Origin of the sequence: Pseudomonas sp. 32_A (assembly GCF_017490905.1) — a bacterium.
Lineage (GTDB): Bacteria > Pseudomonadota > Gammaproteobacteria > Pseudomonadales > Pseudomonadaceae > Aquipseudomonas > Aquipseudomonas inefficax.
In genome coordinates, this window is sequence record NZ_JAFGYI010000056.1 from 14,384 (window position 1) to 29,458 (window position 15,075).

The 15,075-nt window shown below is 65.0% G+C and carries 12 protein-coding genes; 7 read left to right on the forward strand and 5 right to left on the reverse strand.

The window, feature by feature from the left end:
* Window positions 1–23 precede the first annotated feature (23 nt).
* Both dsdA and catR read right to left on the reverse strand, forming a co-directional pair.
* Entirely contained in the window at window positions 24–1,358 is a 1,335-nt protein-coding gene (gene dsdA, locus J5M58_RS23860) for a D-serine ammonia-lyase (RefSeq protein ID WP_207879833.1), read from the reverse strand.
* A 160-nt stretch (window positions 1,359–1,518) separates the two neighbouring features.
* Complete coding sequence (gene catR, locus J5M58_RS23865) at window positions 1,519–2,433, reverse strand: HTH-type transcriptional regulator CatR (protein ID WP_207879835.1); 915 nt, start codon at window positions 2,431–2,433, stop codon at window positions 1,519–1,521.
* A gap of 135 nt (window positions 2,434–2,568) precedes the next feature.
* Between catR and J5M58_RS23870 the strand changes: the two genes are divergently transcribed.
* The 4 genes from J5M58_RS23870 (at window position 2,569) to J5M58_RS23885 (ending at window position 7,013) form a co-directional block, all read left to right on the forward strand.
* A complete protein-coding gene (locus J5M58_RS23870) occupies window positions 2,569–3,690 on the forward strand; it encodes a muconate cycloisomerase family protein (protein WP_207879837.1) in 1,122 nt (373 codons plus the stop codon).
* A 150-nt stretch (window positions 3,691–3,840) separates the two neighbouring features.
* Window positions 3,841–4,131 carry a muconolactone Delta-isomerase gene (gene catC / locus J5M58_RS23875; protein ID WP_013973066.1) on the forward strand — a complete coding sequence of 97 codons (291 nt, stop codon included), beginning with the start codon at window positions 3,841–3,843 and terminating at the stop codon, window positions 4,129–4,131.
* 164 nt (window positions 4,132–4,295) lie between these two features.
* On the forward strand, window positions 4,296–4,790 hold the full coding sequence (locus J5M58_RS23880) for a GNAT family N-acetyltransferase (RefSeq protein ID WP_207879839.1): 495 nt from the start codon (window positions 4,296–4,298) through the stop codon (window positions 4,788–4,790).
* Between the two features lie 126 nt (window positions 4,791–4,916).
* Entirely contained in the window at window positions 4,917–7,013 is a 2,097-nt protein-coding gene (locus J5M58_RS23885; RefSeq protein ID WP_207879841.1) for a bifunctional diguanylate cyclase/phosphodiesterase, read from the forward strand.
* A gap of 138 nt (window positions 7,014–7,151) precedes the next feature.
* Here the strand turns inward: J5M58_RS23885 and J5M58_RS23890 are convergent, their stop codons facing one another.
* Window positions 7,152–7,976 (reverse strand): aldo/keto reductase, encoded by an 825-nt coding sequence (locus tag J5M58_RS23890; protein ID WP_207879843.1) that lies wholly within the window; start codon window positions 7,974–7,976, stop codon window positions 7,152–7,154.
* Between the two features lie 246 nt (window positions 7,977–8,222).
* Between J5M58_RS23890 and J5M58_RS23895 the strand changes: the two genes are divergently transcribed.
* Window positions 8,223–9,101 carry a DMT family transporter gene (locus tag J5M58_RS23895; RefSeq protein WP_112252671.1) on the forward strand — a complete coding sequence of 293 codons (879 nt, stop codon included), beginning with the start codon at window positions 8,223–8,225 and terminating at the stop codon, window positions 9,099–9,101.
* Between the two features lie 85 nt (window positions 9,102–9,186).
* Here the strand turns inward: J5M58_RS23895 and J5M58_RS23900 are convergent, their stop codons facing one another.
* Together J5M58_RS23900 and J5M58_RS23905 are read right to left on the reverse strand one after the other, a co-directional pair.
* A complete protein-coding gene (locus tag J5M58_RS23900; RefSeq protein WP_207879845.1) occupies window positions 9,187–9,783 on the reverse strand; it encodes a hypothetical protein in 597 nt (198 codons plus the stop codon).
* Window positions 9,784–9,882: 99 nt separating this feature from the next.
* The gene (locus J5M58_RS23905; protein WP_207879847.1) at window positions 9,883–10,788 is read right to left on the reverse strand and encodes a LysR family transcriptional regulator; all 906 of its coding nucleotides are present in this window, start codon (window positions 10,786–10,788) and stop codon (window positions 9,883–9,885) included.
* 447 nt (window positions 10,789–11,235) lie between these two features.
* Here J5M58_RS23905 and katG point away from each other — a divergent pair, with 447 nt between their 5' ends.
* Window positions 11,236–13,482, forward strand: coding sequence for a catalase/peroxidase HPI (katG, locus tag J5M58_RS23910; RefSeq protein WP_112252668.1), 2,247 nt, complete (start codon window positions 11,236–11,238; stop codon window positions 13,480–13,482).
* Between the two features lie 217 nt (window positions 13,483–13,699).
* On the forward strand, window positions 13,700–15,028 hold the full coding sequence (gene pssA / locus J5M58_RS23915) for a CDP-diacylglycerol--serine O-phosphatidyltransferase (protein WP_207879849.1): 1,329 nt from the start codon (window positions 13,700–13,702) through the stop codon (window positions 15,026–15,028).
* Window positions 15,029–15,075: the final 47 nt, after the last annotated feature.

Here is a 15,075-nt window from a genome sequence, read left to right on the forward strand (position 1 = left end):
AGCGCTGCCCCCCAATATTTATTTCAGCCCCGCCCTTTAGCCAGATAGGCCGCAAACTCTGCCTCCGGCACCATGCTGCCTCCAGTCCCCCACACCAGATGCGTGGCCCGCTCCATGCGCCCAGCCGACAGGCCCATGCGCGCCAGGTACCCGGGCGATTCAAGCACCTTCACCATGCCCGGCATCCCCGCCAGCGCCGAAGGCTCCAGCCGCGCGTTCTCCTGGTCATGGGCCAGCACCAACAGCCGGTACAGCGTCTCGTCGCTGACCGTGTAATAACCATCGAGCAAACGCTGCATCGCCTTGCCGACAAAACCGGAAGGGCGGCCTACCGCCAGGCCGTCGGCGGCGGTCAGGTTGTCGATGCCAAAATCCTGCACGCTGGTGGCGTCATGCAAACCGCTGTACACCCCCAGGAACATGCATGGCGAGTGGGTGGGCTCGGCGAAGATGCAGTGCACATGGTCGCCCCAGATCAGCTTCAGGCCGAACGCCACGCCACCCGGGCCGCCGCCGACCCCGCAGGGCAGGTAGACGAACAAGGGGTGTTCGGCATCCACCTTGATTCCCGCGGCCTCGAACTGGGCAGCCAGCCGCTCGGCCGCGACGGCATAGCCGAGGAACAGGTGTGGCGAGTTTTCGTCGTCGACGAAGTAGCAGCTCGGGTCCGCAGCCGCCTGCTGGCGCCCTTGCTCCACCGCCACGCTGTAGTCGCTTTCGTACTCGACCACGTTCACGCCATGGGCGCGCAGTTTGTCCTTCTTCCACTGTCGGGCATCGGCCGACATGTGCACGGTGGCCTGGAAACCCAGCCTGGCGCTCATGATACCGATCGACAGGCCGAGGTTGCCGGTCGAGCCGACTGCAACCTTGTACTTGCTGAAGAACTGCCGGGCCTGGTCGCTGGCCAGTACCTGGTAATCGCTGTCGAGGCTGATCAGGCCTGCCGCCAGGGCCAGGTCTTCTGCATGCTTGAGCACTTCATGAATACCGCCACGGGCCTTGATCGAACCGGAGATCGGCAGCTCGCTGTCGGCCTTGAGCCAGAGTGAACCGCTGGCTGGCAGGGCTGCCGCCTGCAGCAAGGTGTCGTGCAGGGTGGGCAGCGGGCGCAGTGGCGACTCGATGATGCCGCCGCTGGTGGCGGTGTCCGGGAACACCTTGGCCAGGTACGGGGCAAAGCGTGCCAGCCGCGCACTGGCGGCACTGACGTCGGCGGCACTCAGGCCGACATCGGCCAGGGCCTGGGCGGCAGGGGCAATGTGCGGGTTGAACCAACGGGTTTCGCGCAGGGCCACCAGGTCTTTGATCAGGGGGTGGGAGCTGCACCATGCTTGCAGTGTCTTGCCGTGAATCATGCTGGGTTTTCCTGTCGGTTGATGATTACCGGGGGGGTGACACGGAGTGCTCCTACAGACAGACGCGGACCTTGTGGGAGCGGGTTTACCCGCGAAGAATGCAACTCGGTGCATGGCACGGGCTTCGCCCGTGTTCGCGGGTGAACCCGCTCCCACAGGGTCAGGTATTCAGCCAGTCCGTTGATCCTGCCGGAGCACACCTGCATTCGGCCTGTTGTGCAATCAATGCCAGGCAGCGCTGCACGATCGGGCTCACGTCGCCCTTGCGCCGGCTGAGGATGATCGGGCTGACGGCGCCGCTGTCGAGCAGGCCGGCATATTCGATATCCGTGCGGTGCTGCTGCTGCACCGACGCCGGCACCAGGGTCACGCCCACGCCAACGGCTACCAGGCCGATGGCGGTCTGCAGTTCGTTGGCCCATTGGCTGACGCGGATGCTCATGCCGTGGTGGGCGAACAGCGCCAGCACATGGTCGGCATAGCTGGGCCTCGGGTTGGCCGGGTAGAGGATGAACGCCTCGCCAGCCAGCTGGGCAAGTGTAAGCGGGCTGCCCGCCAGCGGGTGGCCCTTGGGCAGTACGGCCACCAGCGGGTCCTCGCACAACACTTGCTGGTGAATGGCCGGGTCATCGATGCGAATGCGCCCGAAGGCGATGTCGATGCGCCCGCTTTTCAGTGCTTCCACCTGCTGCAGCGTGGTCATTTCGTTCAGGCCCAGTTCCAGCTCGCTGTCCTCGCGCAGCTCACGGATCAGCTCCGGCAGCACCTTGTACAGGGTCGAGGGGGCAAAGCCGATCCCTAACCACTGGCGCTGGCCCTGGCCGATACGACGGGTGTTGTCGCTGATGTTCTCCAGCTGCTGCAGCACCGTGCAGCTCTGCTCATAGAAGAAGCGACCCGCCTCGGTCAGCCGCAGCGGGCGCTCGCGCACCACCAGCAAGGTACCGAGCTGGTCCTCTAGCTGGCTGATCTGCCGGCTCAGCGGTGGCTGGGCAATGTGCAGCAGCTCGGCGGCGCGAGTGAAGTTCAGGGTTTCGGCCAGGACCTTGAAGTAACGCAGGTGGCGCAGCTCCATCAGACCTCCGGGGTATGGTGGGAGATTCATTCGATATTGGACGGCTATCAGGGTCTCGCGCAATCCTTGAACAAGCAAGTAAATGCACCACTCGGGCCTGCGGCTGGCAGCCCGAAACAACGGGACCTGGCAACAATGACAAGCGCGCTGATTGAACGTATCGAGGCAATTATCGTCGACCTGCCGACCATTCGCCCGCACAAGCTGGCGATGCACACCATGCAGCAGCAGACCCTGGTGGTATTGCGCGTTCGCTGCAGCGATGGCGTGGAAGGCATCGGCGAGGCCACCACCATCGGCGGCCTGGCCTATGGCTACGAAAGCCCCGAGGGCATCAAGGCGAACATCGATGCGCACCTGGCGCCGGCCTTGATCGGCCTGCCGGCAGATAACATCAACGCCGCCATGCTCAAGCTGGACAAGCTGGCCAAGGGCAACACCTTTGCCAAGTCGGGTATCGAGAGCGCCTTGCTCGATGCCCAGGGCAAGCGCCTTGGCCTGCCAGTCAGCGAACTGCTGGGTGGCCGCGTGCGCGACAGCCTGGAAGTGGCCTGGACCCTGGCCAGCGGCGACACCGCCCGTGACATCGCCGAAGCCCTGCACATGCTGGAGATTCGCCGGCATCGGGTGTTCAAGCTGAAGATCGGCGCCAACCCGTTGGCCCAGGACCTCAAGCATGTGGTGGCGATCAAGCGCGAGCTGGGCGACAGGGCCAGCGTGCGGGTGGACGTCAACCAGTACTGGGACGAGTCCCAGGCCATCCATGCCTGCCAGGTGCTTGGCGACAACGGCATCGACCTGATCGAGCAACCGATTTCGCGCATCAACCGCAGCGGCCAGGTGCGCCTGAACCAGCGCAGCCCGGCGCCGATCATGGCCGACGAGTCGATCGAAAGCGTCGAGGACGCCTTCAGCCTGGCCGCCGACGGCGCGGCCAGCATCTTCGCCCTGAAAATAGCCAAGAACGGCGGCCCGCGCGCTGTATTGCGCACCGCGCAAATCGCCGAGGCTGCCGGCATCGCCCTGTATGGCGGGACCATGCTCGAAGGCTCGATCGGCACCCTGGCTTCGGCTCATGCCTTCCTGACCCTGCGCCAGCTCACCTGGGGCACCGAGCTGTTCGGGCCGCTGCTGCTGACCGAAGAAATCGTCAACGAGCCGCCGCAGTACCGCGACTTCCAGCTGCACATTCCACGTACCCCAGGCCTTGGCCTGACCCTGGATGAACAGCGCCTGGCGCGCTTCGCCCGCCGCTGAGTCACGCTGGCTGAAAGAACAAACAACCCCTGTGGGAGCGGCTTCAGCCGCGAAGCAGGCGACACGGTGGATGGCACGGGCTTCGCCCGTGTTCGCGGGTAAACCCGCTCCCACAGAGTTCGCGGCAAATCAGAGAAAGGAGAAACCCGCATGCTGTTCCACGTGAAGATGACCGTGAAACTCCCGGTCGACATGGACCCGGCCAAGGCCGCCCGGCTCAAGGCCGACGAAAAGGAACTGGCCCAGCGCCTGCAGCGCGAAGGCACCTGGCGCCACCTGTGGCGCATTGCCGGGCACTACGCCAACTACAGCGTGTTCGATGTACCCAGCGTCGAGGCGCTGCACGATACGCTGATGCAGCTGCCGCTGTTCCCGTACATGGACATCGAGGTCGACGGCCTTTGTCGGCACCCCTCGTCGATTCACAGCGACGACCGCTGAGTCGCACCTGTCCAGACGCCGAGGCTCCCACAGGGGCCTTGCCAATCAATGAGTGATATGTCGTGTTTGTTTTGCCTGGGCCTTTCCGTGCGGGGAGGGCCTGGGCTTTTTGCTGCCAGGGGCGTTTGATCTAGAATCCGCCTTTTTACCCGAGCCCCCGCACCATGCTGCCCATCGAACTGCTGGCAACCACTGCCGACCAGGCCTCGCTGATTCGCAACCTCTACCAGTTCTACGCCTACGAGTCCTCGGACTGGGAGCAGGAAGACGTCGAAGTGGACGGCCGCTTCTATATCCATGACGAGCACCTGCAACGTTACTGGCAGGCCGATGGCTGGGGCGCGTACCTGGTGCTGGCAGACGGCTTCATCGCTGGTTTCGTGCTGGTCGAACGCAGCGAGTTGCCAGGCATCGACGCCTTCGAACTGGCCGATCTGTTCATCCTGAAAAAGTACCGCCGACAGGGCATCGGCCGGGCGGTGGCGTTGCAACTGCTGGGCGGCGAGGGCGACTGGCTGATGCGCTGTTACGCCCAGGACACGCCTGCTGTGGCCTTCTGCAATGGCGTGTTGGCCGCGCTGTCGCGCCCGGCGCAGGCCATAGCCCTGGATGACGAACCGGGCTTGCTCAATTTCCTGGTGACGGGCGCCCGCCATTGAGGGTTGCCAGCCTTCGCTCGCAAATTGAAGGGATCGTGGCTTTTTGTGAACTACTTCACAAAATTGTCTTCGAAGGCATAATGCCACCAATCCTTTTCATGCCTTTCGAAGGCCCAGGTAAAGATCATGTCGCTAGTCGCAAGCCCCGACATCATGTACCGGCTGTTGATCCAGAGTGTGGTGGACTATGCCTTCTACCTGCTCACCCCCGAAGGTATCGTCGCCAACTGGAACCCCGGCGCCCAGCGCGCCAAGGGCTACCTGGCCGAGGAAATCGTCGGCCAGCACTACTCGCTGTTCTACACCGATGCCGAGCGCGCCGCAGGGCTGCCCGCGCTCAACCTGGAGCAGGCGCGCAGCACCGGGCGCTTCGAAGAGGTCGGTTCGCGGCGGCGCAAGGACGGTACGACCTTCCATGCCCATGTGGTGATCGACGCGGTGCACGACGATGCCGGGCAACTGGTGGGGTTCGCCAAGGTCACCCGCGACATTTCCGAGCACCACCGGCAAGAGCGGGAACTGTTGCAGGCCAAGGAACTGGCCGAGCAGTACAGCCAGGAAATGGCCAAGCTGTCGCAGTTCCTTGATTCGGTGATTGCCAACATCCCCGCCAGCGTCATTGTCCAGGACCTGGAAAGCCAGCGCATCCTGCTGGCCAACCAGCAGGCCGAACGCCTGTTCGGCGGGCCGCAGCGCAGCATGATCGGGCAGTTGCCCGGCGAATGCCTGGGGCCGGGCGTTGCCGGTTACCTGGAGCAGCAACTGGCCCGTGGTGCCCGCAGCACCAAGGGCCATGCCGCCGAAACCCGGGTCGACACGGCCTGTGGCCCACGCACCCTGCGCAGCCGCGCCTTGCTTAGCCAGAACCGTGAAGGCCAGGCCGACTACGTGCTGTTCGTTGCCGAAGACGCCACCGAAGAGCTGGCCGCCCACGCGCAGATCCACCACATGGCGCACCACGATGCGCTGACCGGGCTGCCCAACCGCACCCTGTTCAACGAACGCCTGCGCCAGGCGCTGGTGCGTGACAGCGAGCACGCCAAGCTGACCGCCGCCCTGTGCCTGGACCTGGACAACTTCAAGAACATCAACGATTCGCTGGGCCACGCCTTTGGCGACAAGCTGCTGCGCGCGCTGGGCAAGCGCCTGCGCCGCGAGCTGCGCGAACACGACACCTTGGCCCGCCTGGGCGGTGACGAGTTTGCCGTGGTGCTGACCGGCCTCGAAGGCCGGGACGCCGCATGCAACACTGCGCAGCGCCTGATCAACGCGATCTGCCCACCGTTCCAGATCGAGGGGCACCAGTTCACGGTAGGGGTGAGCATCGGCATCGCCATTGCGCCTGATGACAGCGACCAGGCCGAGCAACTGCTGGGCTACGCCGACATGGCGCTGTACGAGGCCAAGCGCAACGGTCGCAACCGCTACGAGTGCTTCAACGTCGAACTGGACGTCGCCGCCCGCCAGCGCCGCCTGGTGGAAACCGACCTGCGCACCGCGCTGCACCTGGGCCAGTTGCACTTGCACTACCAGCCGGTGGTCGATCAGCAGACCAGCAGCGTTACCGGCTATGAGGCGTTGCTGCGCTGGGACCACCCGACCCGCGGCATGGTCATGCCCATGGACTTCATCCCCATTGCCGAGGAAACCGGCCTGATCCATGAACTTGGCACCCGGGCGCTGAACCTGGCCTGCCAGGAGGCGGCCAGCTGGGACAGTGAGCAGACGGTGTCGGTCAACCTATCGGCGGTGCAGTTCAAGAATGCCAACCTGGTGCACAGCGTGGCTCTGGCGCTGGCCGACTCCGGCCTGCCGCCACAGCGGCTGGAGCTGGAGGTCACCGAGTCGGTGCTGCTGGGCAACAGCGAGGAAAACGTGCGTACCCTGCGTGCACTGAAGGACCTGGGCGTGTCCATTTCGCTGGATGATTTCGGCACCGGCTATTCCTCGCTGGGCTACCTGCGTTCGTTCCCGTTCGATCGGATCAAGATCGACAAGTCGTTCGTGCATGACATGTGCGACAGCCGCGAGGCGATGTCGATCATCCGCGCCATTACCGACCTGTCCAACAGCCTGATGATCAAGACCACGGCCGAGGGGGTGGAGTCGGAGGAGCAGATGCGCCGGTTGGCGGCGGAGGGGTGCTCGCACTTCCAGGGCTACCTGTATGGGCGACCGGCACCGGCGAACGAGCGGTTGAAGCAGGTCATGACGCCGGCGTAGTGTTGCCCGGCGCAGTACCTGTGGGAGCGGGTTCACCCGCGAAGCAGGCGACACGGTGGCTGGCACCGGCTGCGCCGGTGTTCGCGGGTGAACCCGCTCCCACATCGGCCGTGCAAGCTTTCAAGGCTTGATCAAGGGTCAGCTGTTCCAGTCCGGCGCAAACGCCGGGCTCACCACCCGCTGGTCCTTCGGCAACCCGGCGATCGCCGCGCGGTCCTCGTCATCCAGTTGCACGTCCGACGCCGCCAGGTTGGCCAGTTGGTTCTCGCGGCTGCCGGCCTTGGGGATCACCGCCACGCTGTCCTGGTCCAGCAACCACTTCAGCGCCACCTGGCTGGGCAGTACGCCGTGCTTGCGGGCGATCGCCTGGATCACCGGCTGCGCCGCAGCCTGCCCCCGGGCCAGCGGGGTGTAGGCGGTGAGTAGCAGGTCGTGGCGGCGGGCATAGTCCAGCAGCGGTTGCTGGCCGAGCAGCACGTGGTATTCCACCTGGATTGCCGACAACGGCGCGCCCAGGGTTTCCACCACCTGGCGCAGCAGCCCCAGCGGGAAGTTGGCCACGCCGATGCTGCGTGCCTTGCCCTCGTCACGCAGGGCCACCAAGGTTTCGATGCTGCGGGCCAGGTCCCAGTCCTTGCCGGGCCAGTGGATGTGGAACAGGTCGACCTGCTCGGTACCCAGCGCGCGCAGGCTGCCCTCCAGCGACTGGCGCATGGCCTTGGGCGCCAGGCGATCCCACCATACCTTGGTGGTCAGGTGAATCTGCTCGCGCGGCACATCGCTGTCGCGCAGGGCCTGGCCGACGGCAGCTTCGTTGTCATAGGCAGTGGCGGTGTCGATGTGCCGGTAACCCACTTCAAGCGCCTGGCGCACGGCCTGGGTGCACTCGCTGCCGGTCATCGGCCAGGTGCCCAGGCCGATCGCGGGCAGGTCCAGGCCGTTACGGGTGGTGAGCCTTTGCATGTAAATTCCTTGTAGGGTGTGCAGGGTTCGCACTCGATGGTCGGCGATCAGCACGGCACGGGCCATGCGCGCGGGGCGGAAAGTGGTCGATCAGCGAACAGAAATTGCAGTCGGCCTCGCTAGCGGCAATTGAACTTCCTTATTCTCCGGCATCTCTTCTAGAATCCGAACTGTTGCATCCGCCAGGCAACGCCTGCGCGGCCTTCCCCGGGCGCCGCATCCAGCCGCGCCGTCATCGAGAGTGCCATGAGTTCCAGCACACCGCTGTCCGGAGTCAACCAACCCCTGCGCGGCATCGCCCTGGTGGTGGTGGCGACGTTCCTGTTCGCCAGTCACGATGCCCTGTCCAAGTTCCTCGGTGGCCTGTACCCGATCATCATGGTGGTGTGGGCGCGGTATGTGGTGCACACGTTGCTCATGGCCGGCATCTTCCTGCCCAAGGCCGGCCTCAACGTGCTGCGCACCCGCCGCCCGCTGTTGCAGACGTTACGTGCCCTGAGCCTGCTGAGTACTAGCCTGTTGTTCACCACCGGGCTGCAGTACCTGCCGCTGGCCGAGGCCACGGCGGTCAACTTCCTTGCCCCGGTGCTGGTCACCGCGCTGTCGGCACCGCTGCTGAAGGAGCGGGTGACGGTGGGGCAGTGGGTGGCGGTGGTGATGGGCTTCATCGGCGTGCTGGTGGTGGTGCACCCGGGCGGGGCGATGTTCACCCCGGCCATCCTGTATCCGTTCGGTTCGGCGCTGGGTTTCTGCTTCTATCAGTTGCTGACGCGCATCCTGGCAGCGCATGACAGCCCGACCACCAGCAACTTCTATGCGGGGTTGTGCAACACCCTGGCGATGAGTGCGCTGGTGCCGTTCTTCTGGGAGGTGCCGCGTTGGGACCATGCGCTGCTGATGCTGGCGCTGGGTGGCTTTGGCATGACTGCGCATCTGCTGCTGACCCAGGCCTTCCGCCATGCGGCGCCGGCCTTGCTGGCACCGTTCAGTTATTGCCAGATCGTGTTTGCCGGGTTGCTTGGGTTGGTTGTCTATAGCCAGGTGCCCGATACCCTGAGCCTGGTGGGTATCTCGGTGATTTGCCTCAGTGGGCTGGGGGCGGCGTGGATGCAGCGGGGTAAGTGACAACCTGTAGTGGCCCTTTCGCGGGTAAACCCGCTCCCACAGGTACAGCGCAGCTGTGGGAGCGGGTTTACCCGCGAAAGGGCCCTCAAACCCGACCCTTCAACAACGCCTGCAACGAATCGTCAAAGTCCCGCAGCGCATCCGCCTGCACGGCACGTTCATCCTCGACCACCCGCGCCACATCGCCCAGGCGCTTGCTGGCCCGCCCTTCAGCGCGGCCGATATAGGTCAGCTGGTCATCGAAAAAGCGCGCCACCACCCGGCTTTCGATACCTGCACTAGCCAGACGGCTTTCGGTGTCCAGCAACACGATCATATCCGGGTGGTCACCCAGCAAGGTGTCCAGATCGTCGTAGAAAGTCACCTCGGCAAATTGCTGCGCCAGTGATCGCGCCAGCCAGTCATACGCCTGGCTCTCGCTGCCCAGGGTCGCAGCAGGGCCCCGCGGGCCCTGGGCCGGCGCCGCTGCCTGGGCACGATGGCTGTCGAGGTATTCGAGGGTTGCTTCGGCGTCACGCCCCAGCAGTACCGCCACCCGTTGGCCGGGGGCCAGGGCGACACTGGAAATGGCCGTGGCGGAATAGAAGTGCCCGTAGGGCTGCGCGTCGGTAGCGGCCGGGCTGGCACAACCGCCAAGGGCGGCCAGCAAGGCGAGCAGGGCAGCGATCATGCCGGTTTTCATGGGAGGCCTCATCAATCAGTGAATGCCGCCATCTTCCGCCCGGGCTTGGCGCAGCGGAACTTGATGGCATTCATGGTAGCTATCGATGAAGTCGATGCATCACTGTGTGGCCATGAACTGCAGGATGCGTTCACGCAGCCAGCGCTCGGCCGGGTCATTGTCCTGGGCGCCGCTCCACACCATCGACAGTTCCGCCTCGGTGATGTCGAACGGCGCCGGGTCGGCGCGCAGGCTGCCGTCGTCGGCCAGGGCGCAGGCGGCATAGTCCGGCACCGTGGCGATCAGCTCGGTGTTGCGCAGCAGGGCGCGCAGGCTGCCGAACTGCGGCACCGCCAGCACTACCTTGCGGCAGCGGCCGATGCGCGCCAGGTCTAGGTCGATATTGCCGCTCATGTCGCCAGAGAACGACACCATCACATGCGGGCGGGCGCAGTATTCGTCGAGGGTCAGCGGGCCCGGGCGGTCATCGGCGCGCAGCACCCGCACGCCGATGTTGCGCAGCTTGCGGCGCTTGGCGGTGGCCGGCAGGTCGGTGGTGTAACTCACGCCCACCGAGATTTCGCCGCTGGCCAGCAGGCCTGGCATCAGCAGGAAGTTGGCCCGGCGCACCACCACGCTGATGTTCGGGGCCTCTTCGCGTAGGGCCTGCAGCAGGGCCGGGAACAGGCCGAACTCGGCATCGTCCGACAGGCCCAGACGGAACACGTTGCAGCTGTTGACCGGGTCGAACTCGCGGGCGCGGCTGATGGCGGCGGAAATCACATCCATGGCCGGCCCCAGTTCGGTGAAGATCTGCATGGCCCTTGGCGTGGGCTCCATGGCCCGGCCGTTGCGGATCAGCAGCGGATCGTCGAACAGTTCGCGCAGGCGGGCGAGGGCGGCGCTGACGGTGGGCTGGGTGATGAACAGCTTTTCGCCGACCCGGGTCAGGTTGCGTTCGATCATCAGGGCTTCGAACAGTACCAGCAGGTTCATGTCGACGCGGCGCAGGTCGTTGCGATTCATGAGGGTACGGGTTCCGGATTGGAAGGGTTGGCGTTGTATTGGAGCATACGGACAGCTTGGTTGCCTTGTATGGATGTGCCGGCCTCTTCGCGGGTAAACCCGCTCCCACAGGACCAGTACAATTCTTGAGGGTTGTACAGTACCTGTGGGAGCGGGTTTACCCGCGAAGAGGCCGGCACAGAAAAGCTGACAGAGCCAACCTATCACCCCTCAATAGCCACTCTATTAGAACTCTGTCCAAGCTCGGCTAGTCTTTCCCGTGGCCCCGCGAGTTCCGCGAGCGGGCGGCGTGTCAGCACCTGCGTGCAAGACCGCGGCAATCCCGTCGTGACAGCTTCGCAAGCCCCGTGTAGACCTGATGAGGGGTAGCACGAGCCCACGCGCTCGGCTGAAAGAACACCTGGCATAGACCGGAAATCTGGATAACCGACCCAAAGGTACCCGCAGATGTCGAACGAATCGAAATGCCCGTTCCATCAAACCGCAGGTGGCGGCACCACCAACCGTGACTGGTGGCCTGACCAGCTCAACCTGAGAATTCTTCACCAGCATTCCTCCAAGTCCGACCCGATGGACCCGGATTTCGATTATGCCAAGGCATTCAAGAGCCTCGACTTCCAGGCCCTGAAGAAAGACCTGACCGCCTTGATGACCGACTCCCAGGACTGGTGGCCCGCCGACTTCGGCCACTACGGCCCGCTGTTCATCCGCATGGCCTGGCACAGCGCCGGGACCTACCGCATCGGCGATGGTCGGGGCGGTGCAGGCTCCGGCCAGCAGCGCTTCGCCCCGCTCAACAGCTGGCCGGACAACGTCAGCCTGGACAAGGCCCGGCGCCTGCTATGGCCGATCAAGCAGAAGTACGGCAACAAGATTTCCTGGGCCGACCTGATCGTGCTCACCGGCAACGTCGCCCTCGAATCCATGGGCTTCAAGACCTTCGGCTTCTCCGGCGGGCGTGCCGATGTGTGGGAGCCGGACGAAGATGTGTACTGGGGCTCGGAAAAGGTCTGGCTGGGCGGTGACACCCGCTACGGCAAGGCCCAGCCGCCTGGCAAGGGCGACCTGGTGGCGGAGCCGGCCAAGCACCCCGAGGAGCAGGGCCGTACCCTGGAGGGCGAGCGCAACCTGGAAAACCCCCTGGCCGCCGTGCAGATGGGCCTGATCTACGTGAACCCGGAAGGCCCGGAAGGTACCCCCGACCCGGTGGCCTCGGGCAAGGACATCCGTGACACCTTCGGCCGCATGGCCATGAACGATGAGGAAACCGTGGCCCTGATCGCCGGTGGCCACGCCTTTGGCAAGACCCACGGTGCAGGCCCTGCCGACAACGTCGGCCCGGAGCCGGAAGCTGCAGGCCTCGAGCTGCAGGGGTTGGGCTGGGCCAACAAGTTCGGCAGCGGCAAGGGGGGCGATACCATCACCAGTGGCTTGGAAGTGACCTGGACTTCCACTCCCACCCGATGGAGCAACGAATACCTCAACAACCTGTTCAACTTCGACTGGGAACTGACCAAGAGCCCGGCCGGTGCCCACCAGTGGCGGCCGAAGGAGGGCAAGGGGGCAGGCACCGTGCCGGATGCCCATGACCCGGGCAAACGCCACGCGCCTTCCATGCTCACCTCCGACCTGGCGCTGCGCTTCGACCCGGTCTACGAGCCGATTGCCCGCCGCTTCAAGGACAACCCTGATCAGTTGGCAGACGCTTTCGCTCGCGCCTGGTACAAGCTGATCCATCGCGACATGGGCCCATTGGCGCGCTACCTGGGCCCGGAAATGCCCGACGAAGAGCTGCTGTGGCAAGACCCGCTGCCAAAAGTCGACCACCCGCTGGTGGGCGAGCAGGACATTGCCGCGCTCAAGGCCAAGGTGCTGGCGGCGGGCCTGAGCGTTGGCGAGCTGGTGGCCACAGCCTGGGCGGCGGCATCGACTTTCCGCGGTTCGGACAAGCGTGGCGGGGCCAATGGTGGCCGCCTGCGCCTGGCGCCGCAGAAGGACTGGCCGGCGAACCAGGGCACAGGCAAAGTGCTGGCGGCGCTCGAGAAGATCCAGGCCGAGTTCAACGCCGGTGGCAAGAAGATCTCCCTGGCCGACCTGATCGTTCTGGCCGGCACTGCGGCAGTGGAAAAGGCCGCCAAGGACGCCGGGCACGACGTCCGCGTGGCGTTCCGCCCGGGGCGTACCGATGCCTCCCAGGCGCAAACCGACGTCGAGTCGTTCGCCGTGCTGGAGCCGCTGGCCGATGGTTTCCGCAACTTCACCAAGGCCCGCTACAGCGTCAAGGCCGAGAAGCTGCTGCTGGACAAGGCCCAGCTGTTGACCCTGACCGCGCCGGAAATGACCGTGCTGATCGGCGGCCTGCGTGTGCTCGGCGCCAACCATGGCGGCAGCCAGCAGGGCGTGTTCACCGACAAGGTCGGTACCCTGAGCAACGACTTCTTCCGCAACCTGCTGGACATGGGCGTGGAATGGAAACCGACCTCGGCGGATAACGAAACCTTCGAAGGGCGCGACCGCAAGACCGGACAGTTGAAGTGGACCGGTAGCCGGGTTGACCTGGTGTTCGGCTCCCATGCTCAGTTGCGGGCGTTGAGCGAGGTGTATGGCAGTGGCGATGGCGGCGGCAAGTTCGTGCGGGACTTTGTGGCGGCCTGGGAGAAGGTGATGGAGCTGGATCGCTTTGACCTGAAATAGCTTCGTCAGAAATGGGGGCGCTTTGCGCCCCTATCGCGACACAAGGCCGCTCCTACAGGCCCTGCGTAGCCTTTCTGGCTTGCGCGATACCTGTAGGAGCGGCCTTGTGTCGCGATAGGGCTGCAAAGCAGCCCCATGCTCTCCGGGGGCTGGACCATTTCAATCTTCCTGTGCAAGCTGATGCTCGACAGTGATTGCACACAGAAGGTGATCGTTCGTGAACCCCGAATCCATGCTGGCGGCATTGCCAGGCTACGCCATGTCGGCCGAGTCGATCCAGGTGCTGCCCGATGCCAAGGCCTACCGCGCCTGCCTGCTCGAGCGCATCCGCGCCGCAACCCGGCGTATCGTCATCGTTGCGCTGTACCTGCAGGAAGACGAGGCCGGCCAGGAAGTGCTGGATGCCTTGTACCAGGCCAAGGCCGCGCAGCCGGGGCTTGAGATCACCATCGTGGTCGACTGGTTCCGTGCCCGGCGCGGCCTGCTGGGCGCCGGTCGCCAGCCGGGTAATGCCGCCTGGTACCAGGCCCAGCGCCAGCACCATGGGCTGGACATCGTCATCCATGGCGTACCGGTGCAGACCCGCGAGCTGTTCGGCGTGTTGCACCTGAAGGGCAGCATCATCGACGACTGCGTGATCTACACCGGCGCGAGCCTGAACAATGTGTACCTGCACCGTTTCGACCGCTACCGCCTGGACCGCTACCACCTGTTCCAGTCTCCAGAACTGGCCGACGCAATGGTCGGTCTGGTACGGCGCCTGTTGCACCACACCGCCACACCGCGCCTCGATCTGCCGGCGCCACCCTCCACCCGTAGCCTGCGCGGCGACATCCGGCGCTTGCGCGCGCGGCTGCGGCGCATGGCCTATGAGGCACCGACCAGCGGGGCGGGGCAGGGCCTGCGGGTTGTCCCGCTGTTGGGTGTGGGGCGTGGCAACCCGCTGAACAGGGCGCTGTGCGCCTTGCTGGCGGCGGCGCGTACGCAGATCATCATCAGCACGCCGTATTTCAACCCGCCCCGGGTGCTGATGCGCGAGCTCGACCATGCCCTGACGCGTGGTGTGCGGGTGGAGCTGATCGTTGGTGATCGCACGGCCAACGACTTTTACATAGCTCCCGGCGAGCCGTTCAGTGCCAGCGGCGCGTTGCCCTACCTGTACGAAGACAACCTGCGCGCCTTCACCCGACGTCGCCACGCCGCAATTGCCAGCGGCCAGCTGCAGGTACGGATCTGGAACGATCCCGGACATACTTTTCATGCCAAGGGTGTGTGGGTCGACCAGCGTTATTCGCTGCTGACCGGAAACAACCTGAACCCGCGCGGCTTCAACCTGGACCTGGAGAACGGCCTGCTGATCGATGACCCACAAGGGCAATGGCTGGGGCAAAGGGAAGCAGAGCTGGCCGAGTTGCGCCGGCATGCGCCGAAGATCGGCTCGGCCGAGGAGTTGGGGCTAAAGGCCGAGCACCCCAAGGAAGTGCGCAGGTTCCTGCGGCGGCTGCGCTATAGCCGGCTGGAGCCGCTGATCAAACGGGTCCTCTGAGGGGATTCAAGCGTTTTTGTGGGAGCGGCCTTGTGTCGCGAAAGGGC

Bases quoted from the DNA above. Each gene is read 5' to 3' on its own strand.
- dsdA (WP_207879833.1), bottom strand. From the start codon at position 1,358: ATGATTCACGGCAAGACACTGCAAGCATGGTGCAGCTCCCACCCCCTG.
- catR (WP_207879835.1), bottom strand. From the start codon at position 2,433: ATGGAGCTGCGCCACCTGCGTTACTTCAAGGTCCTGGCCGAAACCCTG.
- J5M58_RS23870 (WP_207879837.1), top strand. From the start codon at position 2,569: ATGACAAGCGCGCTGATTGAACGTATCGAGGCAATTATCGTCGACCTG.
- catC (WP_013973066.1), top strand. From the start codon at position 3,841: ATGCTGTTCCACGTGAAGATGACCGTGAAACTCCCGGTCGACATGGAC.
- J5M58_RS23880 (WP_207879839.1), top strand. From the start codon at position 4,296: ATGCTGCCCATCGAACTGCTGGCAACCACTGCCGACCAGGCCTCGCTG.
- J5M58_RS23885 (WP_207879841.1), top strand. From the start codon at position 4,917: ATGTCGCTAGTCGCAAGCCCCGACATCATGTACCGGCTGTTGATCCAG.
- J5M58_RS23890 (WP_207879843.1), bottom strand. From the start codon at position 7,976: ATGCAAAGGCTCACCACCCGTAACGGCCTGGACCTGCCCGCGATCGGC.
- J5M58_RS23895 (WP_112252671.1), top strand. From the start codon at position 8,223: ATGAGTTCCAGCACACCGCTGTCCGGAGTCAACCAACCCCTGCGCGGC.
- J5M58_RS23900 (WP_207879845.1), bottom strand. From the start codon at position 9,783: ATGAAAACCGGCATGATCGCTGCCCTGCTCGCCTTGCTGGCCGCCCTT.
- J5M58_RS23905 (WP_207879847.1), bottom strand. From the start codon at position 10,788: ATGAATCGCAACGACCTGCGCCGCGTCGACATGAACCTGCTGGTACTG.
- katG (WP_112252668.1), top strand. From the start codon at position 11,236: ATGTCGAACGAATCGAAATGCCCGTTCCATCAAACCGCAGGTGGCGGC.